This is a genomic window from Epilithonimonas caeni DSM 17710 (genome assembly GCF_000426465.1).
Lineage (GTDB): Bacteria > Bacteroidota > Bacteroidia > Flavobacteriales > Weeksellaceae > Epilithonimonas > Epilithonimonas caeni.
In genome coordinates, this window is sequence record NZ_AUFK01000017.1 from 1 (window position 1) to 22755 (window position 22755).

The 22755-nt window shown below is 37.0% G+C and carries 21 protein-coding genes and 1 rRNA gene; 16 read left to right on the plus strand and 6 right to left on the minus strand.

Annotated elements, in window-relative coordinates; translation table 11 throughout:
* Positions 1-87: ribosomal RNA gene (locus K319_RS0110135) — 16S ribosomal RNA — on the minus strand; the annotation flags it as partial.
* Between the two features lie 785 nt (positions 88-872).
* Between K319_RS0110135 and ribB the strand changes: the two genes are divergently transcribed.
* A complete protein-coding gene (ribB, locus tag K319_RS0110150; protein ID WP_027383565.1) occupies positions 873-1994 on the plus strand; it encodes a 3,4-dihydroxy-2-butanone-4-phosphate synthase in 1122 nt (373 codons plus the stop codon).
* Positions 1995-2102: 108 nt separating this feature from the next.
* Here ribB and K319_RS0110155 read toward each other — a convergent pair whose 3' ends face one another.
* Both K319_RS0110155 and K319_RS0110160 read right to left on the minus strand, forming a co-directional pair.
* Complete coding sequence (locus K319_RS0110155; RefSeq protein WP_027383566.1) at positions 2103-4040, minus strand: M1 family metallopeptidase; 1938 nt, start codon at positions 4038-4040, stop codon at positions 2103-2105.
* A gap of 89 nt (positions 4041-4129) precedes the next feature.
* Positions 4130-5011: an SDR family oxidoreductase gene (locus K319_RS0110160; protein WP_027383567.1), complete on the minus strand. Its 882-nt coding sequence runs from the start codon at positions 5009-5011 to the stop codon at positions 4130-4132.
* A 202-nt stretch (positions 5012-5213) separates the two neighbouring features.
* Between K319_RS0110160 and K319_RS0110165 the strand changes: the two genes are divergently transcribed.
* The 4 genes from K319_RS0110165 to K319_RS0110180 all read left to right on the plus strand — a co-directional run bounded on the left by K319_RS0110165 (position 5214) and on the right by K319_RS0110180 (position 9417).
* Positions 5214-6053 (plus strand): SDR family NAD(P)-dependent oxidoreductase, encoded by an 840-nt coding sequence (locus tag K319_RS0110165; RefSeq protein ID WP_027383568.1) that lies wholly within the window; start codon positions 5214-5216, stop codon positions 6051-6053.
* 49 nt (positions 6054-6102) lie between these two features.
* Positions 6103-7017 carry a helix-turn-helix domain-containing protein gene (locus tag K319_RS0110170; protein WP_027383569.1) on the plus strand — a complete coding sequence of 305 codons (915 nt, stop codon included), beginning with the start codon at positions 6103-6105 and terminating at the stop codon, positions 7015-7017.
* 91 nt (positions 7018-7108) lie between these two features.
* Positions 7109-8110 carry an aldo/keto reductase gene (locus tag K319_RS0110175; RefSeq protein WP_027383570.1) on the plus strand — a complete coding sequence of 334 codons (1002 nt, stop codon included), beginning with the start codon at positions 7109-7111 and terminating at the stop codon, positions 8108-8110.
* A gap of 410 nt (positions 8111-8520) precedes the next feature.
* Positions 8521-9417 (plus strand): helix-turn-helix domain-containing protein, encoded by an 897-nt coding sequence (locus tag K319_RS0110180; protein WP_027383571.1) that lies wholly within the window; start codon positions 8521-8523, stop codon positions 9415-9417.
* A 112-nt stretch (positions 9418-9529) separates the two neighbouring features.
* On the opposite strand, the gene K319_RS0110185 is transcribed toward K319_RS0110180, so the two are convergent.
* Positions 9530-9913: a winged helix-turn-helix transcriptional regulator gene (locus K319_RS0110185; protein ID WP_034671669.1), complete on the minus strand. Its 384-nt coding sequence runs from the start codon at positions 9911-9913 to the stop codon at positions 9530-9532.
* Between the two features lie 166 nt (positions 9914-10079).
* Here K319_RS0110185 and K319_RS0110190 point away from each other — a divergent pair, with 166 nt between their 5' ends.
* Entirely contained in the window at positions 10080-10682 is a 603-nt protein-coding gene (locus tag K319_RS0110190; protein WP_027383573.1) for an FMN-dependent NADH-azoreductase, read from the plus strand.
* A 129-nt stretch (positions 10683-10811) separates the two neighbouring features.
* Here K319_RS0110190 and K319_RS0110195 read toward each other — a convergent pair whose 3' ends face one another.
* Positions 10812-12149: a dihydroorotase gene (locus tag K319_RS0110195; protein WP_027383574.1), complete on the minus strand. Its 1338-nt coding sequence runs from the start codon at positions 12147-12149 to the stop codon at positions 10812-10814.
* Positions 12150-12453: 304 nt separating this feature from the next.
* Here K319_RS0110195 and K319_RS0110200 point away from each other — a divergent pair, with 304 nt between their 5' ends.
* From K319_RS0110200 to ribA, 9 genes are all read left to right on the plus strand, one after another.
* Positions 12454-14751 (plus strand): GH92 family glycosyl hydrolase, encoded by a 2298-nt coding sequence (locus tag K319_RS0110200; protein WP_084403435.1) that lies wholly within the window; start codon positions 12454-12456, stop codon positions 14749-14751.
* 56 nt (positions 14752-14807) lie between these two features.
* On the plus strand, positions 14808-16265 hold the full coding sequence (locus K319_RS0110205) for a lipopolysaccharide biosynthesis protein (RefSeq protein WP_034671670.1): 1458 nt from the start codon (positions 14808-14810) through the stop codon (positions 16263-16265).
* A 51-nt stretch (positions 16266-16316) separates the two neighbouring features.
* Positions 16317-17336, plus strand: a complete 1020-nt coding sequence (locus K319_RS0110210; RefSeq protein ID WP_027383577.1) for a sugar phosphate nucleotidyltransferase — start codon at positions 16317-16319, stop codon at positions 17334-17336.
* A gap of 127 nt (positions 17337-17463) precedes the next feature.
* Positions 17464-18264, plus strand: a complete 801-nt coding sequence (locus tag K319_RS0110215) for a DUF4292 domain-containing protein (RefSeq protein WP_027383578.1) — start codon at positions 17464-17466, stop codon at positions 18262-18264.
* Complete coding sequence (locus K319_RS0110220; RefSeq protein WP_027383579.1) at positions 18261-19796, plus strand: peptidoglycan DD-metalloendopeptidase family protein; 1536 nt, start codon at positions 18261-18263, stop codon at positions 19794-19796. Before K319_RS0110215 ends, K319_RS0110220 begins: the two co-directional genes overlap by 4 nt.
* 30 nt (positions 19797-19826) lie before the next feature.
* Positions 19827-20033 carry a twin-arginine translocase TatA/TatE family subunit gene (locus tag K319_RS0110225; RefSeq protein WP_027383580.1) on the plus strand — a complete coding sequence of 69 codons (207 nt, stop codon included), beginning with the start codon at positions 19827-19829 and terminating at the stop codon, positions 20031-20033.
* 15 nt (positions 20034-20048) lie between these two features.
* Positions 20049-20663 carry a DUF4254 domain-containing protein gene (locus K319_RS0110230; protein ID WP_027383581.1) on the plus strand — a complete coding sequence of 205 codons (615 nt, stop codon included), beginning with the start codon at positions 20049-20051 and terminating at the stop codon, positions 20661-20663.
* Positions 20660-21118 carry a hypothetical protein gene (locus K319_RS20170; RefSeq protein WP_051230599.1) on the plus strand — a complete coding sequence of 153 codons (459 nt, stop codon included), beginning with the start codon at positions 20660-20662 and terminating at the stop codon, positions 21116-21118. Before K319_RS0110230 ends, K319_RS20170 begins: the two co-directional genes overlap by 4 nt.
* 14 nt (positions 21119-21132) lie before the next feature.
* Complete coding sequence (gene ribA / locus K319_RS20175; protein WP_051230601.1) at positions 21133-21732, plus strand: GTP cyclohydrolase II; 600 nt, start codon at positions 21133-21135, stop codon at positions 21730-21732.
* Positions 21733-21787: 55 nt separating this feature from the next.
* Here the strand turns inward: ribA and K319_RS0110245 are convergent, their stop codons facing one another.
* A complete protein-coding gene (locus tag K319_RS0110245; RefSeq protein ID WP_027383582.1) occupies positions 21788-22078 on the minus strand; it encodes an HU family DNA-binding protein in 291 nt (96 codons plus the stop codon).
* Positions 22079-22404: 326 nt separating this feature from the next.
* Between K319_RS0110245 and panD the strand changes: the two genes are divergently transcribed.
* Positions 22405-22755 (plus strand): aspartate 1-decarboxylase, encoded by a 351-nt coding sequence (gene panD, locus K319_RS0110250; protein ID WP_027383583.1) that lies wholly within the window; start codon positions 22405-22407, stop codon positions 22753-22755.

Consider the following 22755-nt stretch of genomic DNA (forward strand, 5'->3'; position numbering starts at 1 on the left):
TGTCCCGAAGGACAAATACCGCTCGGCTTGCATGTGTTAGGCCTCCCGCTAGCGTTCATCCTGAGCCAGGATCAAACTCTCCATTGTATGTTTGTCTGTCCCTTAACTCAAACTCAATTTAAAATTGACGCTTTGGTTTTTTTCCTTACTTGGTTGTTATATGTTATGTCAATGAACTTCGTTCTCTTCGCTTCCCCGGGGTCCCGACCTGTCGTCATCTCCCCCGATTTGCGAGTGCAAAAGTAGAAAATATTTTCCGGAACACCAAAACTTTTCTGAAGTTTTTTTTCGTAACCCCGAAATTCGTCCCGTAATGTCCTCTATCCCTCTCCTGCGCTGCCAAATTCTCTCGTTTTTGGTTCTGCAAATGTATGTTGAAATATAAACTACTTCCAAATTGAATTAACAATTAGTTTACAATTGTGTAAAACTTAATTAAATAAATCATTATTTAACAGTGACTTATAAAAATAACAAAGTTATCCACATTATGTTAAATAAGCTTTGACAATTAATAAATCGACACAATATAATTAAATCTAAGAGAAAGGTTTGATAAAAGCAACTTAGTTTTTTCAAATATAAAGGAATAGAAAATAAAAACATGTTATAGTGGAAGAGTGCAAACCATTTATTCAGAATTGGCTAGAAAAGAATTATAATTCACCTTATACAAATTTAGGAGTTCATAAATAGCGTAAAAGAAATTAGCCTACACCATTATAAAATACCTATCATATTATATAGCTTTATATGATAATTTCTTTGGGACGCCTTTGGTTTCTGAACATGCTGTTTTACATATCTTAATTGATCATTACAATCTTTATTAGGTTCTAAATAAGTATCTTTGCAAAAATTTTTTAGAAATAATGGATAAATTCCAACTTAATACAATAGAAGAAGCTATTGAGGACCTTAAAAATGGGAAAATGGTCATCGTGGTAGACGACGAAGACCGTGAAAACGAAGGCGACCTTCTGGCAGCTGCTGAGCTTACGACGCCAGAGATTGTGAACTTTATGGTGACGCACGCAAGAGGTTTGATTTGTATGCCACTTACCGAAAAAAGATGTGACGAACTTGAACTTCACTCGATGGTGGCTAACTCCACCGACCCAAAAGAAACAGCTTTCACTATTTCTGTGGACCTTCTTGGAAAAGGTGCCACAACAGGAATCTCCGCAAGCGACCGTGCAAAAACCATTCAGGCAATCATGGATTCGGAAACCAAACCTGGCGATCTGATGAGACCTGGACATATTTTCCCACTGCGAGCAAGAGAAGGTGGCGTTCTGAAAAGAGCAGGGCATACCGAAGCTGCGATTGATCTGACAAGATTAGCCGGATTGAAAGAAGGTGGCGTAATCTGCGAAATCCTGAACGAAGATGGAAGTATGTCCAGATTGCCGGATCTTTTGAAATTCGGGGAAAAACATGATTTGAAAGTGATTTCCATAGAAGACCTTATCAACTACAGAATGAGACAGGGCGACCTTGTGGAAAGAATTGAAGAACGTGATATCAAAACGCATTACGGTGATTTCAAATTTTACGTTTTTGAAGAGAAACCAACTGAACAAATCCATTATGCCCTTACCAAAGGAACTTGGTCAGTGGACGAAGCTGTACTTGTAAGAGTTCAGTCAACAGGAACTTATTTTGATGTTTTCAGCAGATTGTCTAATGGTGAACATCCATTGATGCAACAAATTACTGATCTCATCAATGCTGAAGGAAAAGGCGCTGTGGTTTTCATCAACAATGTTTCTAACAAAGAAAATACATTGAGCAGAATCAAACATTTCCTGAATTTCCAAGACGGAACTAGCGAACAACCAACAATTGCTCCTAACTTCCGTGATTATGGAATCGGAACTCAGATTTTGAAAGACCTTGGAATTAACAAATTTAAAGTGATTACTCAGAATCCTAATATCAAACCAATTCTTTCCGGTTATGATGTGGAAGTGACCGAGATGATTGCTTTGTAGACCTGAAATAAAAATAATAGACGATGGAAATCCGTCGCATCAATAAAATAAAAAACGCGTTCCAATTGGAACGCGTTTTTTGTCTATATTCTACTGTCTATCTAAATTTTAATTCGCCGGCCAAAAATTATTTTTAGGATTGATATCCGGAACGATAGACTGCGGGTCAAGCTTTACATTCGTTACTTCTTTGTTAGAATCGATTTGGAAAGTCCATTCCGTATTGCGTTTCCAAACCTCGACCGGTAATTTAACCGTCTGAGTCGTTCCATCTTTGAAAGTCACTAAGATGGTTGTCGGCATTGGTAATTGCCCTATATTTTCAACTGTGATCTGAGCTCCGTTTTTGAAATCGCCATTGACAGGTTTCACATTTTTCACCGCCTGATCTACTTTCCATTTGTTCATAAACCAGCCTCGCCAGAACCAGTTCAGCTCCTCGCCAGAAACATTTTCCATCGTGTGGAAGAAATCCCAAGGTGTAGGATGTTTGAACGCCCATCTATGAACATATGTTTTGAATGCTTTATCAAACTTCTCAGGACCTAAAATAGTTTCTCTCAAGATTCCCAATCCAACGCCAGGCTTGAAATAAGCCAAAACGCCAATACTTCTTTCCTTCATATTATCCGGACCAACCATAATCTGTTCAAAGTTATCGCTCTGAACAAAAGGTCCGATTTTGCTGATATCTTGCTTATGGTAATATTCGCCTTTGTTGAAAGCTTCCGTCGAAAGTTCATTGATAAATGTATTGAAACCTTCATCCATCCAGGCAAACACTCTTTCGTTGGAACCTACAATCATCGGGAACCAGGTGTGTCCAAACTCATGATCCGTCACTCCCCAAAGATCGGCACCTTTTGAATTTCTATGGCAGAAAACAATTCCCGGATATTCCATTCCGCCTTCGTTTCCGGCAACATTGGTTGCTGCTGGGTAAGGATATTCAAACCATTTTCCAGAGTAATGCTCTATGGCAGCTTTTGTGTATTCGGTGGAGCGTCCCCAAGCTTTGTCACCTGCGCTTTCTACTGGATAAGCCGAGATTGCCAACGATTTTTTACCACTTGGAAGGTTGATTCTCGCTGCATCGATAATGAATGCCGATGATGAGGCCCAGGCAAAATCTCTTGCTTTTTCTATTTTGAATTTCCAGGTTTTTGTTCCTGATTGATTTCCTTTCCCTAATTCTGATTCAGGATGAATCATCACTGCTTTGTCGCTCTTTCTGGCTTCGTTCCAACGATTGATTTCCTCTTTAGAATAAACGTCTTTCTCATTCAATAATTCTCCTGATGCTACTACATAATGATTAGCAGGCACCGTAATATTAGCTGATAAAGCTCCGTATTCCAAATAGAATTCTGAAGCTCCTAAATAAGGCAAAGTGTTCCACCCCATTACGTCATCATACACGCACATTCTCGGATACCATTGCGCCAATGTGAAAATCTTCCCGTTCTTGGTATCTTCAACTCCCATTCTGTCGGAGCCATATTTTGGAGAAATGAAGGAATATTCGATTTTCAATTTAGCAACACCGCCATTCGCTTTCAGTTCGTTGGGCAGGTCAATCTGCATTCTTGTATCGGTAATGGTATATTTTACATCTTTCCCTTCATATTTTACTGATTTGATTTTGTAGCCGCCGTCAAAAGTTTCTCCCTTCGCACCATTTCTACTGCCTGATAATGGAATAACGGCATTTCCTCTGGAATCTTTGGAAAAAAGATTTTGATCCAATTGTAACCAAAGAAAACCCAGTTGGTCCGGGCTGTTATTGGTATAAGTAATTTCGGCTGAGCCTGTTAATTCATTGCTTGATTCGTTAAGGCTGACATTCAGTTGATAATCAGCGGAGTTTTGCCAGTATTTGTGTCCCGGCTGTCCACTTGCAGAACGGGTTTCGGTTCCGGTTTGAGGATAGAAAAACGGTTTAAAGGCTTCTGTATAGTCATACTTTGGAGATTCCTGAGCGTAAGAATTGCCAACAAAAGCAAATATCGCAATAGCAGAAATCAAATTAGGGAATTTCAATTTCATTAGGTAAAAAGATTTATAGCATTTAAAAATAGGTAAAAAAAATCTCAAATTTGTTACAAACTTGAGACTTATTATTCTTTATTTTTAAATCAATTCGATTTTTTGGCTTTAATCATTGCTTCCAGCATATCCCACATTTCCTGCGGAATATCTTCCAGCATATTGAATTCGCCAGCACCCTGAAGCCATTCTCCACCGTCTATAGTTACGACCTCACCATTCATATAAGCTGAATAATCAGAAACCAGATAAGCGGCAAGATTGGCTAATTCCTGATGTTCCCCTACTCTTCTCAACGGTACTTTCTTCTTCATATCGAACTTCTCCTGCAAATCTCCCGGAAGTAATCTATCCCAAGCTCCTTTCGTAGGAAATGGTCCCGGCGCAATTGCATTGAAGCGGATGCCATATTTTGCCCATTCAACCGCTAGACTTCTTGTCATTGCCAAAACACCTGCTTTTGCACAGGCAGACGGAACAACATAAGCTGAGCCCGTCCAGGCATATGTTGTTACAATATTAAGAACAGTTCCCGGAACTTTGTTATCAATCCAATATTTACCAATGGAAAGTGTACAATTCTTAGTCCCTTTCAAAACAATATCTAAAATCGAATCAAAAGCAGAATGTGTTAATCTTTCGGTTGGCGAGATGAAATTTCCTGCAGCATTATTTAAAAGGATATCAATTCTCCCGAATTCTTTCAAAGCGGCTTCTTTCATCGCTTCCACTTCTTCCCAATTTCGTACATCGCAAGCCACGCAAAGCACTTTACCACCTGTTTGTTCTTCCAGTTCTCTGGCCGTTCCCTGCAGTTTTTCTAAGTTTCTGGATGTAATCACAACTTTGGCTCCGAGTTCCAAGAAATATTTGGTCATCGCTTTCCCAAGCCCGCTTCCGCCTCCCGTAACAATGGCCACTTTATCTTTTAGTGCGTCTTCGCGCAACATTGGTTGTGTGTATTGATTCATAATTATAATTTATAGATGAATGTCTGTGGTAAATTTAGATTTTTATTTTGTTTTGAGAATTAACAAAAGTTATGCGAGAAATATTATTACATCATCAGACATATTAGATTTGGCTACAACAATCTTTGATTTGGTCACACCGTTCCGTTCATCATTTTTCAACTTTGTCCTGTAAATAATTAACGTATTAAAAACAATCAAAATGAGTACAAAAAAAGTATGGTTCGTGACTGGCGCTTCAAAAGGTTTAGGTCTGACATTAGTAAAAAAATTATTAGCTGAAGGTTATTCTGTGGCAGCAACATCCAGAAATGTTTCGGAATTACAGAAAGTCATCAGCGCAGAAAACTCTGATTTTATCCCATTGGAAGTGGATTTGGTTAATGAAATTTCGGTTTCAGAAGCGATTTCTAAAACAGTTGAGAAATTAGGAAGATTGGATGTTATCGTGAATAATGCGGGTTACGGACAATTGGGAACTCTAGAAGAATTGACAGATAAAGAAAGCCGTCAGAATTTCGATACCAATGTCTTTGGTTCTTTGAATATCATCAGAAAATCAATGCCTTACCTCAGAGCACAAAAAAGCGGTCTTGTGATTAACATTGCATCAATTGGCGGACTTTCAGGAGATTTTCCCGGTTGGGGAATCTATTGCGCTACCAAGTTTGCCGTTGTCGGTTTCACGGAAGCTTTGGCTGCGGAAGCGAAAGAATTTGGAGTGAATGCAACTGTTGTTTATCCCGGTTATTTCAGAACTGAATTTTTAACCGGCGGTTCTCTTCGCACACCTGAAAATGAAATTGATGCTTATGCAACGGCCAGACAAATTCAAAAAGCGCACGAGCAGGACATCAATGGCAATCAGCCCGGCGACCCGGAAAAAGCGGCGGTGGCCTTGATAGAATTGGCGGCAATGGAAAACCCACCGGTTCATTTGGTTTTAGGTTCCGATGCTTTTCAAATGGCAACCAATAAGTTAAGCACACTTCAAAATGAAATTTCTGATTTCAAAACATTAAGTATTTCAACAGATTACTAAATTTGTAAGGCAGCAGTCTCCGGATTGTTGCCTTTAATCTTATTAGATTATGAGTAACAGAAAATTATATACGATTGACTCCGTTGCTGAATTTCACAGGATTTGCGGATTGTCTCAACCTCAACACCCAATGATTAGTCTGGTGGATTACAGCCAGGTGGAATATCAAATCGAGGAATCGGAAATCAGCTGGGTTCAGGAATTGTATTTTATGGGTTTCAAGCGTGATATCCAGGGAAAATTGCATTACGGACAAAGCCAGTATGATTTTGACGGTGGTCTGATGTGCTTCATTGCGCCGAGACAACTGGTGAGGATGATTATTGACAAATACGATACGAAACCGTCCGGCTTTCTTTTGGCTTTTCATCCCGATTTTATCTGGAATACGCCTTTGGCAAAGACCATTCACAATTATAAATTCTTCGGTTATGATGTCAATGAAGCGTTGTTTCTTTCCGAAAGAGAAGAAGAAACGTTGATAGGACTTTTCAAAGGCATCGAACGCGAATATCAGTCAGGAATTGATGAATTTACTCAGAATATCATCATTTCTCAAATTGAAGTGATTCTGAATTACTGCGAACGATTTTACCAAAGACAATTCATCACCAGAAAAAAGAGCAATCATCAGGTTTTGGATAAATTAGAACATATTCTGGAAAATTATTTCAAAAACGATGTCATCAATAAAGGTTTGCCAACTGCGAATTATGTTGCCGAGTCTCTGAATATTTCAACTAATTATTTAGGAAGCCTTTTGAAATCTTTGACCGGACAAACTACTCAACAGCACATCCACGAAAAACTAATCGAAAAAGCTAAGGAAAAACTGTCTACAACGGAACTTTCCGTAAGTGAAATTGCTTATGAACTGGGATTTGAGCATTCGCAGTCTTTTAGCAAACTGTTTAAAGCTAAAACAGACATTTCTCCTTTGGAATTCCGGAAGTCGTTTAATTGACATCAGTAATTCTCATACAACTTTCGTCATTTTGCATACATCCAAATTTTGATTTCTCATCAACTTTGTCCTATTAAAAATCAAGAAAAAAATGAAAAAAGTAAAATTAGGAAATCAGGGATTAATTATCCCTAATATCGGTTTGGGTTGTATGGGAATGACCGGTTTTGGCGATGCCGATATGTATGGCAAAACAGATGAAGCGGAAGCTATTGCAACCATTCACCGTTCTTTGGAATTGGGCGGAAACTTTCTCGACACTGCCGATTTGTACGGTCCTTTCAAAAACGAACAACTCATAGCAAAAGCTATTGAAGGCAATCGTGACCAATACATTATTGCGACTAAATTCGGTTGGGAAATTGACGACAATGAGCAAGTTACCTGGAAAATCAACGGAAGTAAAGATTATGTGAAAAAATCTGTTGAACGCTCTTTGAAAAATCTGAAAACCGATTACATCGACCTGTATTATATGCATCGTCTCGATAAAAATGTTCCGATTGAGGAAACGGTTGGAGCGATGAGTGATTTGGTAAAAGAAGGTAAAGTCGGTTACATCGGTTTGTCGGAAGTTTCTTCTGAAACGGTCAAAAAAGCGCACGCAGTTCACCCGATTACTGCTGTTCAAAGTGAATATTCTTTGTTTGAAAGAACGGTGGAAGAAAAAGGCGTGATTAAAACGCTGAACGAACTGGGAATTGGTTTTGTGGCATATTCTCCGTTGGGAAGAGGATTTCTGTCCGGAAATATCAAAACGATTGACGATTTGCCGGAAAATGATTTCCGAAGAGGGATTCCACGTTTTCAGGGGGAACAATTCCACAAGAACATCGAATTGGTAGAAGCGATTGAAAATATGGCGAAAGAAAAAAATATCACGTCTTCACAATTAGCTTTAGCCTGGATTATCAGCAAAGGAATTGTTCCGATTCCGGGAACAAAACGCAGAAAATATCTTGAGCAGAATATTGAAGCAGCAACTATCCAACTGAGTGAATCTGACATTGAGAAGCTGGAAAGTATTGTGCCTTTAGGAACAGATACAGGAGCGACTTATGATGAATTTGGGATGGGACTTTTGGATTATTGATTTTTAATTTCTCGCAGATTGAGCAAATTTTGCTGATTTCACTTTAAAATATTTAATCGCAAAGTGAGACAAAGTTTTTATTTTATTTGCGAACGTTTTTAAGACATACAAAGGCGCTTCGCTTACCTACGAAATACTAAAATTGTATTTCATTGTTAAGTTTACGCCTTTGTTTAACTTAAATTTATAACGCATTTTAATTTTCTTTTGTTTGACTTTGCGTTTGAAAAAAACTAATTCAAACATAAAATTGGAACGCAATATGATTGCAGCCCGACTTGAGCGGAAATCCTTTTTTGCTTGCTCATCGAGTTCAACTTAACAAAAATTGTCTGCAAAAAAGATTGGGAGCGGAAGGCGGAAATAGCTGCCCAAATAATTATTACCTTTAATATTTAGAATCTAAAATTATGAACACGATAAAATCTATTTCGGCTTTTCACAGGCTGCTTTCTCTTCCGGAACCGAAGCATCCGATGGTGAGTGTGGTGAATCTTTCGGAAAGTGTTTTCATTGAAGATGACGTGTGGAAAGGTTTTGTAAGCCGATATTATTGTGTTGCCCTGAAACGGAATGCTACCGGAAAAATCAGATACGGACAGCAACATTATGATTATGATAAAGGCGTTTTGAGTTTTACGGCGCCAAATCAGGTGCAATATCTCGATTTGAAAACGATGGATTGTGAAAACACCGGTTATATTTTGATTTTTCACGAGGATTTTCTGCTGAAACATTCTTTGGCGAATACGATTTCGTCTTACGGATTTTTCTCCTATGCCGTGAACGAAGCGTTGCATCTATCTGAAGATGAGGAAAATAATTTGCTTGAAATTCTGAATAAGATCGATAAAGAATGTGAACATATCGACCAGCATACGCAGGAAATTATTTTGTCGCAGATCGAGTTGCTTTTAAATTATTCGAAGCGGTTTTATGAAAGACAATTCATTACCAGAAAAAGCGGAAATCATCAGCTTTTGACAAAGTTTGAGACTTATTTGAATGATTATTTTGATAAAGAATCTTCTGAAAAAGGATTGTTGACCGTTCATCAAATTGCAGAAGCGATGAATCTTTCCCCGAATTATCTGAGTGACCTTTTGCGCATCCACACCGGACAAAATACGCAACAACATATCCACGAAAAGCTCATCAGCAAAGCGAAAGAGAAACTTTCTACAACGGAATTATCGGTAAGTGAGATTGCTTATGAATTGGGATTTGAGCATTCTCAGTCTTTTTCTACACTTTTCAAGAAGAAGACGAATATGTCGCCATTGGAATTTCGGCAGTCGTTTAATTAAGTATAAAAAATTCTCTCGCAGATTGAGCTGACTACGCAGATTTTTTTTATCTGCCTGATTTGCTTAATCTGCTAGAGTTTAAATTTTGGCTAAAGCCCACTCCTATTGATAGTTATTTATCGAAAACATCTTCTCTGATGTTTTTTTTATGATTTATTCCCCAATCAGCAAGTGACATAATTACAGGTTTCAAGGTTTTGCTGTAATGGGTGGAAATATATTCTACAATAACGGGAGTTTGGTCGGCGTGAACAACTCTTTTCACAAATCCGTTGAGTTCCAAATCTTTCAACTCATTCGATAAAACTCTTGCAGAAATTCCGCCAATTGTTCTCTGCAAATCATTGAAACGCACATTTCCCAATTCCTGCAAAACGATGATGATCTTCAGTTTCCATTTTCCTCCGATAACATAAATGGCATCTTCCACAGCAGAAAGACTTTCGCCACATCTTCCTCTGCATACAATTTCTTCAGTTTCAACAGGGTTTTCCATAAGATTAATTTTAAAACTAACTAAAAGGTTACTACTAACCTTTTGTTCACTACTTACTTTTGATAAGCAAATGTACATAATTTTGCTGAAGAAATTTTAATTATAAAAAAATGAAATCGCTAACAAGCGATTCCATACGACATTAAAAACAAATAAATATTTACGTATGAAAAACATACTTCACATTATTTCAAGTCCGAGAACGAATGGTTCGGCAAGCAGAACTTTAGGAAACGCTATTGAAGAAAAATTACAGGAAGCTTATCCCGAGCATTCGATTACAACTTTGGATTTATTGAAAACGCCTTTTCCGCATTTAGGAGAAGAGCAGGTTGATTCGTGGTTTATTCCGGCAGAAAACAGGACTCCCGAACAAAATGAAGCTGTAAAACGTTCAGACGATGCGATTGCACAATTGCAGGCTTCGGATATTATTGTGATATCGGTTCCTATTTACAATTTCGGGATTCCATCTGCTTTGAAAGCTTACATCGACCATATCGCTCGTGGCGGAATGACTTTCCAATATTCTGAAAACGGTTTTGAAGGTCTGGTAAAAAATAAAAAAGCATACATCGCAGTGGCAAGCGGTTCTGTTTTCTCGGAAGGCGATTATCAGTCATATGATTTCGTGGTTCCGTATTTGAGAAGTGTTCTTGGTTTTATTGGTATTACGGATGTCAGTGTTTTCCGCGCTGAAGGTTTAGGGCTTCCGCATCTTCAAGAAACGGCTTTGGAAAAAGGAATTGAAAGCATTGTAATTGCTTAATTTTAATTAATTGTCAGATGTTTTTCTCGCAGATTGAGCAAATTTTGCAGATGACAAGAATCTGCGTTATCTGCTCAATCTGCGAGAGACTTAAAACAAAAGACTACAAAATTTTGCAGTCTTTCCAATCTATTCTTGAATTTCAAAAAGCAATCGCTCTCCAAATTTTCCTTCATTGATTTTTCCATTCTCGTAAGCCAGATTTCCGTTGACAAAAGTGTGCGTCACTTTAGAATGAAACTCAGTTCCTTCCAATGGACTCCAACCGCATTTGTAAAGGATGTTTTCTTTCTCAACCGTCCAGTTTTGATTTAAATCAACCAAAACCAAGTCTGCTTTGTAACCTTCTCTGATGAAACCTCTTTTTTCAATTCTGAATAAAATTGCAGGATTGTGAGCCATTTTCTCAACGATTCTTTCAAGAGAAATTTTTCCATTCTTGAAATTCTCTAACATCACAACCAAAGAATGCTGAACCAGAGGTGCTCCGGAAGGACATTTTGTATAAACATTCTGCTTTTCTTCCCAAGTGTGTGGAGCGTGGTCGGTTGCGATCACATCGATTCGGTCATCCAACAACGCTTCCCAAAGTCCGTCCTTGTCTTTTTGTGTTTTTACGGCCGGATTCCATTTGATAAGTCCGCCTTTCGTGTCGTAATCTTCGTTTGTGAAAGTCAGATGATGAACACAAACTTCCGCCGTTATTTTTTTATCTTTTAAAGGAATATCGTTTCTGAAAAGCTCAGTTTCAATCGCTGTTGACAAATGGAAAATGTGAAGTCTTGCGCCTGTTTTCTTTGCCAGTTCAATCGCTTTTGACGAAGATTTATAACAAGCCTCCTCACTTCTTATTAAATGATGAAATTTCACCGGAATATCTTCGCCAAATTCATCCAGATATTTTTGAGTATTGGCTCTGATGGTTGCCTCGTCTTCGCAATGAACAGCGATCAACATTTTGGTATTGCTGAAAATATTTTCTAAAGTTTCCGGATTATCGACCAACATATTTCCTGTTGACGAACCTAAAAATAATTTGATTCCCGGGACATTTCTAGGATCTGTCTTTAAAACTTCTTCGAGATTATTATTCGTCCCTCCCATCATAAAACCGTAATTGGCGAAAGATTTTTGAGAAGCGATTTCATATTTATCAGCCAACAACTCCTGCGTTACAGCATTTGGAACCGTGTTGGGTTGTTCGATAAAACTTGTAGTTCCACCAGCAATTGCAGCACGTGATTCTGTTTCAATATCGCCTTTCCAGGTCAAACCTGGCTCACGGAAATGAACCTGGTCATCAATCACTCCAGGTAAAAGATATTTTCCCGAAGCATCAATAATTTGGTCTGCTTCTTCGGAAATATTGGATTGAATTTTAGAAATCAAATCGTTTTCGATGAGAATATCGCTTTGGATGATCTTTCCTTCGTTGATGATTTGGGCATTTTTAATCAGGATCTTCATTTACTTTTTATGGATTTATCTTTTTATATGAAGGCTTCGAGAGCCTCAGCCTGACATCGCTAATACTAAACGATACAATTGGAGACCTTTCAAGACTATTTGATACAAAAATAAGTTTTTGGAAACGATTACTAAAGTTTTTGAATTGATAAAATTAAACCACATAGATACATAGATTAAAAAAGTTTAAGACTAGTAGTTTCCAATTCTATTTTATCTGATTAAAATTTAAAGCATTTCTATGTGACTATGTGGTTAAAATTAATAATTAATATTTGACTAAATTGCTTCAAAATTCCAAAGAATGTCTCTAAGAAAATTCATTTTAATTCTGCCCGTTTTATTTGCTTCATTATTCAATTCTCAGAAATTACAAAACTTAGTCAGATTCGTCAATCCAATTATCGGGACCGAGAAAATGGGACATACGTTTCCCGGTGCAACTGTTCCTTTTGGAGCCGTTCAACTGAGCCCTGAAACTGATACGCTGTCTTATGAAATCAACGGAAAATACAATCCTGATGTTTATAAGTATTGTGCCGGTTATCGCTATGAAGACAAAACCATTGTCGGATTTTCGCACACCCATTTTAGCGGAACAGGGCATTCGGATTTGGGTGATTTTCTGATAATGCCGACTGTTGGAAAAGTAAAATTGAATCCCGGAACTGCACAAAATCCTGGAAGTGGATTTCGTTCCAGATTTTCTCATCAGAATGAAAAAGCAGAAGCCGGCTATTATAAAGTGAAACTCGATGATTCTAATATTTTAGCGGAATTAACAGCAACTACAAGAGTTGGATTTCATCAATACACGTTTCCAAAATCTGCTGATGCGCATATTATTTTGGATTTGATGTCAGGCATTTACAATTATGATGACAAAAATATCTGGACCTATGTAAGAATCGAAAACGACCATAGAATCACAGGTTACCGACAAACCAATGGCTGGGCAAGAACCAGAACAGTTTATTTTGCAATGGAATTTTCGAAGCCTTTCAAATCTTACGGACAGAAAAATTTTGATTCAAAGCAAGCTTATAGAGGGTTTTGGAGAAAATGGAATCAGGATGATAATTTCCCTGAGATTGCCGGAAAGAAAATCAGAATGCACTTCGATTTTGATACTCTGGACAATGAAAAAATTCAAATCAAATTTGCGATTTCGCCAGTCAGTCAGGTCAATGCTTTGGAAAATTTACAGAAAGAAACTCCGGACTGGAATTTTGAAAACGTTAAAGCTCAGGCTCAAAACGATTGGAATAAGGAGTTGAATAAAATCATTGTTAACACATTATCTGAAGATGACAATGTGAATTTTTACACGGCGGTGTATCATACTTTTATCAATCCAACAACATATATGGATAGCAATGGTGAATATAAAGGTCTTGACCAGAATATTCATCAGGCAAAAGATTTTACAAACTACACCACATTTTCGCTTTGGGATACTTACCGCGCTTTGCATCCGTTTTTCAATATCATCCAGCCAAAACGAAATAATGATATGGTAAAATCAATGTTGGCACATTATGACCAGTTCAGCCTGAAAATGTTACCTGTTTGGTCACACTATGCCAATGAAAACTGGTGTATGAGCGGTTATCATTCGGTTTCTTTGATTGCGGATGCAATTGTAAAAGGCACTTACACCGGAAATCCTGAGGAAGCTTTAAAGGCTTGTATCACCACTTCCAACAAACGAAGTTACGAAGGCATCGGCGAATACATCGACAAAGGTTATATCTCTGCGGAGAAAAACGGAACATCGGTTTCCAACACTTTGGAATACGCTTACGACGATTGGGCGATTGCACAAATTGCTAAGAAATTAGGCAAAACCGATATCTATAATGAATATCTGAAACGTTCTGAAAACTGGAAAAATGTCTTTGATAAATCAATCGGTTTTATGAGACCGAGATTATCAGACGGAAGTTTCAAAAAAGAATTTGATTTGCTGAGCACGCACGGACAAGGCTTTATTGAAGGAAATTCCTGGAATTACAGTTTTTTCGTTCCGCATAATCCTGAGGAATTGATGAAAGCGATGGGCGGAAAAAAGAAATTCGGGGAAAATCTTGACCAGTTATTCACAATTCATTTGCCAGATGAATTTTTCGCTGATACAGAAGACATTACAAGAGAAGGAATCATCGGCGGTTATGTTCACGGAAACGAACCTGCACATCATGTCGCTTATCTTTATAATTTTGCCGGACAACCTTGGAAAACGCAGTCTCAAATCCGAAAAATCCTGACGATGCAATACAAAGCAAAACCTGACGGACTGGGCGGAAATGATGATTGCGGGCAAATGAGTGCATGGTATATTTTCAGCAGTTTGGGTTTCTATCCTGTTTCACCAGGTTCCGATGAATACTCGATTGGAAGTCCGAGTGTGAAGAATGCAACATTGAATCTTGAAAATGGAAAATCATTTGAAATCGAAGCTAAAAATCAGTCTGATAAAAATGTTTACATCGAAAAAATCGAATTGAATGGAAAAGTCATAAAAGATTTCACTATCAAACATCAGGATATTATAAATGGCGGAAAGCTGACTTTTTATATGACCAACAAACCGAAGAAATAAAATTGAATTTTGCCAGAATCCATTAATTTTGCAAAAATTTTCGAACTGAAATCAAAATGAAGAAACTTCTCGGACAAACTGCACTTTATGGATTAACGACTGTGATTATCAGACTTTTCCCATTCGTTATTAATCCAATTATCACGAGAACTTTTGGACCAACGGCCTACTCTCCTTTTGCAGATTTTTATTCTGTAGCAGGTGTTATTGCTGTTCTTTTGACGCATGGAATGGAAACCACTTTTTTCCGGTTTGCTCTGGACGAAAAAGATGACAGGAAATTGATTTCGACTTCATTTTTCAGTGTTTTAGCGGTGACTTTGGTTTATTTAATTTTTACATTATTTTACAGACAGCCTCTGGCGAATGCCTTTAAAACGCCTGACCAGGTAGATTTGCTAGCCATTTTAACGGTGACTCTGGCTTTAGATGCTTTTTGCGCAATGCCTTTTGTAATGCTGAGAAAAAATGAAAGACCATTAAAATATGCAGGAATCAGAATTACAAACGGAATTATCAATTTTCTATTGGTTGTACTTTTCATCATCATTCTTCCAAAATACCCCAATGGACTTTTCGGTTTAAAATACAGTTCGAAATTCGGAATCGGGTATGTTTTTGTTGCGAATCTTGTTGCGAGTTCTATTACATTCTTGATGTTATCCAAAGAGCTTTTCATAGCAAGAATCAAATATTTCTCTTGGGAACTTTGGAAAAAAATGATAAAATATTCATGGCCAATTACCATTGCTGGTTTGGCCGGAATCATTAACGAAACATTTGACAGGCAGTTCCTTAAATTCCTTTTGCCGGACGAAATCGGCAGACATGAATTGGGTGTTTATGGTGGTGTTGCGAAGGTTGTTACTTTTGTAATATTGTTCAGACAAGCTTATTCTTTGGGAATTGAACCATTCTTTTTCAGCAATTCAAAGAATAAAAATGCAAAGGAAATGTATGTAAAGCTGATGGATATTTTCATCGCCATCAATTGTTTGATTGTCTTATTCTTATCCGTCAATCTTGATTGGATTGCCAAAGTTTACATCAACAATCCGGAATATTATGAAGGCATTGGAATTCTTCCGATATTATTCTTCGCCAGTTTGTTTCTGGGAATCTATCTTAACCTTTCGATCTGGTATAAACTGACCGACAAAACAATTATTGGGGCTTACATTTCAGCAATTGGCGTTTTAATTACTATAATCATTAATTTTTACTTTATTCCAAAATACGGATATTGGGCATCGACCTGGGCAACCATTGCAAGTTACTTCTTTATGATGGTGATATCCTATGTTTGGGGACATTACAAATATCCGATTCCTTACAACATTTATAAAAATATAACTGTCATTCTTATTACCATGCTAGTGTCGTTGGTATATTATCAATATTTAAAAGAAAACATTTGGCTGGGTAATGTTATATTTATACTTTTGGCAACGATTTTATTAAAAAAGGAGAAATTAATTCCACAGAAACTCCTTAATAAAATAGGAATAAAATAACACTCAAACTATCTATTAATCAATTAATAGCAAAAATGTAACAATAAATTTATGAAGATAATAGTTCCTATGGCCGGTCGTGGTTCACGATTAAGACCACATACATTAACGGTTCCAAAACCACTAATTCCAATTGCAGGAAAACCAATCGTGCAAAGACTGGTAGAAGACATTGCAAAAGTAGCTAATGAACCAATCGAAGAGATTGCTTTTATCATTGGAGATTTTGGTCCGGAAGTAGAAGCATCTCTTATCAAAGTAGCTGAAAATCTAGGCGCAAAAGGAAGTATCTACACACAAAACGAACCGCTTGGAACTGCCCACGCCATCAACTGTGCCAGGGAAAGCATGAGCGGGCCGGTGATCATCGCATTTGCCGATACACTTTTCCGTGCAGATTTCCATCTTGACACCAATGCTGACGGGGTGATCTGGGTGAAAAAAGTAGAAGACCCATCTGCTTTTGGTGTTGTGAAATTGGATGATTATGGTTTTATCACCGATTTTGTAGAAAAACCAAAGGAATATGTTTCTGACCTTGCAATTATTGGGATCTATTATTTCAATTCCGCTGAGAAATTAATGTCAGAAATCGACTATATAATGGACAATGACATCACCGAGGGTGGAGAATACCAATTAACGACAGCTTTGGAGAACCTTCGAGCAAAAGGTGCCAAATTCTCTCTTGGAAAAGTAGATGACTGGATGGATTGTGGCAATAAAAATGCAACAGTTGAAACCAACAGCAAAATTTTGGAATACGAAAAAGAATGTATGTCAAAATATCCAGACTCTGCCGTTATCGAAAATTGTATGATCATACCGCCTTGCTTCATTGGCGAAAATGTGAAATTAACCAATTCCAGAATAGGACCTAATGTTTCTATTGGGAAAAACACGGTTGTTATCAATTCCAACATCGATAACTCTTTGATACAGGAAAACACGATCATCGACCATGGAAATCTGAGCAATTCTATGATTGGAAATTCTGCAAAATATTTCGGTGTAGCAAGAGAGATCTCATTGGGAGATTATTCTGTTCTTGATTTCCTTTCAAAAGATTAAATTTAACTTAATAACATATTAGCTTTGTCAAAGTTCTGAATTTTGACAAAGTTTTTTTTAGATACCAATCTGGAAATATAAGCCAGTTTTTGGCGTTAATATTGTTAGACCTTACCCAAAAGAGTTTATGAAACCATATATTTTAACTGTCCTTTCGGCATTATTAATAACTTCTTGCAGTGTTCAGAAAAAACAAACGGAAAACCTCCCCGTAAGTACAACAAAACCAATTGAAAACAATGCTCAATTTTTCTCGGCAATCGGGAAAAAATCCACTTTTGACGCGGTGAAGATCAACAGTAAGATTGATGCAAGAACCGGTTCTTTCATCCCGACTTTGGATGCAGTGATCTATATTGAAAACGGACAAAAGATATGGATGAATTTAACCGCGGTCATCCTTCAGGCAGCCCGAGGTGTGGCAACTCCCGAAGGCGTGAAAGGCTATTACAGATTGGACAAAACGTACATCGATTCTGATTTCGGTTATCTGAACAAACTTCTGAATGTTAATTTCATCGATTATAATTCATTACAAAATCTACTTCTGGGAAAAACCTTCCTACCGGTTTCCGATGAGAATTATAAATTAACGCCAAACGTTCAAGGCTTCAATCTATCTTCAAAAGAGACTCAAAAAATCACAGAAAACGGGAAAACTACAGAATATAATATTTCTTTGGATTACGATAAAGACCTGAACCTAAATCATGTTTTATTGACCAACATTTTAAACAATGACCAGCTGGAAATCACTTATTCCGGCAGGGAAATCCTCAATAATGAGAGCTTTCCGAAAAGTGTTAAAATAATTATAAAAGCAAAGAAAACGGATGAAATATTAATTGAAAATACGAAATTTGATTTTTCCCGAATGGAAACTACTTATTCCGTTCCTGCCAATTACAAAAAGACAGAGATCAAATGATTAAGAAATTAAGCTTATTTATAAGTATCATCCTTTTCGGAAGTGCGTTTGGACAAAAAGACAAAGAAGTTTTGCAAAAACAAAATGCAGACCTTAAGAAACAGATTTCTTCCCTCAATGCTACATTGAATCAAACCAAGAAAGAATCCAAACTTTCCATATCCTATCTCAATGCTGTAAATCAAAAACTGACCCTCCGGGAAAAAGTTTATAATAATACTCAAAAAGAAAAGAGATTCATTGAAGATGATATTTACAAGCGTCAATTAGAAATCAATAAAAACAATCGCGAACTGGAAGTTCTCAGAAAAAACTATGCTGAGATCCTTGTAAAAGCCTACAAAACAAAAGGTGTTCAAAACAAAGTCACCTTCATACTGTCTTCCAGAAATATGGGAGAAGCACTTAGCAGGATAGAATATCTAAAAAGATACTCCGAATACCAGGACAAAAAAGCTGCAGAGATATCTAATAAAGCAAATGAAATAAAGAAAAACATTGCTTTGAAGAAAAGATCAGTTTCTGAAAAGGACAATCTTCTACTATCTCAGAAAAAGGAACTTGCTACCATAGAGATAGAAAGAAAACAAAAACAAGACCTCCTAAATGAGTTCAAAAAGAACGAGGCCAAACTAACCGCAGAAATAAAACAGAAACAAGTACAATCAAAAGAGCTTGAGCGCCAGATCAGAAACATTATTGCCGAAGAGATCAGACTAGCAAAAGCAAAAGAGGAAGCTGAAAGAAAAGCTGAGGCGGAAAGAAAAAGATTGGCCGACATAGCTGCTAAAAAAGAGAAAGAAAGAATAGAGGCAGAAAATAGAAAAAAACTAGCCGATGCCGAAGCAGAAAGAAAAAGGGCTGAGGCAGAATTGAAAAGAGCGAATGAACTAGCCGCTAAAAAACTTGAAGAAGAGAAAAAATTAGCGGAAACCAATAAAGCGGCGGAAAGAAAAGCAGCAGCGGAAAAAGCAACCAGAGAAGCGGCGGAAAGAGCAAAAGTTGCCAATGACAAAGTAGTTGCCGCAAAAGCCAATGAGGCAGCAATCAACAAGAAGAATGAAGATGCCAAAGATGAAGCCGAGAAAAAAGTAATGAAGAGCTATGGCGTTGGATCTACAGTCGGCAGTAATTTTGCAGATAATAAAGGCAGGATATCGTTTCCTGTAGAAAAAGGAAGCATCACCCACCGTTTCGGAAGACAGCCTCACCCAGTCTTCAAAAACATTATCGAAGATAATATCGGGATCAAGATCGCTGTTTCCCCAGGTACAAAAGCACGATGTGTTTTCCCTGGCGTGGTATCAAGCATACAAGCTATCAATGGTAGCCGTACTGTGGTAGTAAAACATGGTAATTATTTTACAGTATATTCTAATTTGGCAACAACGTTGGTAAAGGCCAATCAGCAGGTATCTGCGGGTACGCTTATTGGAGAGGTTGGCAGTGATTTTGATGAATCTATAACATTAGATTTCCAAATTTGGAACGGGGAAAATCCTGTAGATCCATTGGGATGGGTTTCGTATTAAAAAATACTTTAACTTTGCAAAAATTTTAAGATGACATTATCCACAGTTATATTAAGCTTATCTTGGCAACACATCCTGATCGTTGCTTTGATATTACTTTTATTATTCGGAGGAAAAAAAATCCCTGAATTAATGAAAGGTCTAGGTTCAGGCATCAAGGAATTCAAAGATGCTGTGAAAGATGAGGACAAGAAAAATAATGATTCCTCTACTCCAACAAACAACAATCCTTCTTAATAAATCGAAGCATTAATGAGTTTGACAGAAAAAGCATGGGAAATCTTTAACCAATCGGTTAACGATTATCACATTACAGACAATGTAGATTCACCAGAAAACAATCCATTCCAAGCCAACAGTTTGGAATGGATTTTGTATTCCAAGAACTGGATTGACACCGTTCAATGGCATTTGGAAGATATTATCCGAGAAGAAGACATCAACCCGGTAGAGGCTTTAAAAATAAAAAGGAGAATTGATAAACTTAATCAAAAAAGAACCGATCTTGTCGAACAGATCGATTTTTGGTTCTATAAAAAATTTGAGGCTATCACTCCAAATCCTGATGCTAGAATCAATAGCGAAACTCCAGCTTGGTGCATAGATAGGTTCTCTATTTTATCTTTGAAAATCTATCATATGTCTATAGAAGCTTCTCGCGAAGATGCTTCTGAAGAACATAAATTGCAATGTTCACAAAAATTACAGGTCCTTCTGGAGCAGCATAAAGATCTGTCAACAGCAATAGATCAGCTACTTGATGATATAGAGAACGGCAAAGTTAAGATGAAACTTTATAAACAAATGAAGATGTATAATGATGAAAGCCTTAACCCAATCCTGTATCAAAAAATGCAGAAAAAATGAAAAGTTTCAGTAAACTTTTAGCAATATTAGTAATAATCGCAGTTATAGGCTCTTGCTCTACAAGTTCGGCAGCATCAGATGATTTACATTCTGGTGCTGTTTCAGATAATTACGCATACCTTTCTCCGGAAGCTATTGTTTACGCCTCTTCCATTTCCAATTTGATTGCAACGTTTCCAAAATTCAGGAATGATGCAGTAAACAGGGAGGTTTCTTCTTTGAAAATTTCACTTTCAGATTACTTGGGTGCTGTTCGAGATTTCAACCAGTCTACAAAGCACAGATCTCTGGCAGATTTTGAAAAATATTATAAAAAGATCCAGAAATTAAGAAAATTCTTGATAAAAGATGACGATGAAGTTCTGAATAGGTATATGGTGAAAATCAAAACCAATATCAATCTCTTAGAAGCATCTCAATCAAAAATTGAAGAAACTTCTATGTCTTCCAATTAACACTTCTCAATTCAATGTTAAAATTACAAGCAGAATCGAATGTTCCCACAGACTTTGGGGAGTTCAGAATGATGGCTTTTTCTGAAAACGAAAAAGATTGGATGCCTCATATGGCTCTGATTGCTAAAAATACGGATTTGACCAAGCCTGTTAATGTAAGAATCCATTCTGAATGTATCACTGGTGAGGTTTTTCATTCCCAAAAATGCGAATGCGGACAGCAATTGAATTCTGCAATGAAATATATGCAGGAAAACGGTGGACTAATTATCTACCTAAGACAAGAAGGCAGGAATATTGGCATTATTAATAAACTGAAGGCTTACGCACTACAAGAAAAAGGCCTTGATACCGTACAGGCAAATCTAGAATTGGGATTGCCTGCAGATGACAGAGACTTTGGGATTGCAATAGAAATGTTGGAAAAACTGAATGTAAAATCCCTAAATTTAATGACCAACAATCCGGAAAAGATTCAAATCATTAAAAATAGTAAAATCAAATTCAACTCCAGGATACCTTTACAAATAAAATCCAATGATGCAAGTGCTTCTTACCTTAAAACAAAAAAGGACTTTTTCGGGCATCTTTTGGATGATGAAAATCCTGAATGATAGATAAAAAAAACCGTCAATTGACGGTTTTTTTATTTGAAAATTTCCAAATAGATTATTTTTTCTTAGCACCAGAAACCGCAGTAGCCAAATCAGCTCCAGCTTTGAATTTCGCAACTGTTTTAGCAGCAATTTTGATTGGTTTTTTAGTCGCAGGGTTGATACCTTGTCTTGCAGCTCTTTCAGATACTGAGAAGGTTCCGAATCCTACTAGAGATACTTTACCATCTTTTTTCTTAAGTGTTTCTGTTACATTAGCAACAAATGATTCCAAAGCTTTTTTAGCAGCAGCTTTTGTGATTTCTGCATCTTTCGCGATAGCGTCGATTAATTCAGACTTGTTCATAATATTTATTAATTAAAGTTATGTTGTTATAGCAAATATAAGACAATTTTGATATCGTGCAAATATTTTTATAAAATTTAGTGAAGAATCTATATTTCCATCTAAAATGATGAATTTTTGATAAATCAATAATTAACGAAAACACTCATTTTATTACAATGTTTTATCATATAATTCCCGCTATTAATCAATAATCAAACCAAATATTGCAAATTGATGACAAAATTAATAAATTCATAAAAATTGATATTGATTATACAAGGTCTGGCAATACAATTTTAAATATAATTTTTTCCAGTTTTATTATTTAACGTAAATTTGCGCCTATGTTAATCGAAGTTTTTAAATCGAAAATCCACAGAGTCCGTGTCACTGCATCGGACCTTGATTACATCGGGAGTATTACTATTGATGAAGACCTGATTGAAGCTGCGGGTCTAATCGTCGGCGAAAGAGTCTATATCGTAAACGTGAACAACGGTGAGCGTTTTGACACTTATGTCATCAAAGGTAAAAGAAAATCCGGAGAGATCTGTCTTAATGGGCCAGCTGCGAGAAAAGTTCAGAAAAATGATGTCATCATTATCATTGCTTATGCACAGATGACACCTGAGGAAGCCAAAGATTTTCAGCCAAAAATTGTTTTCCCGGATGAGCAGACTAATCTTCTAACATAA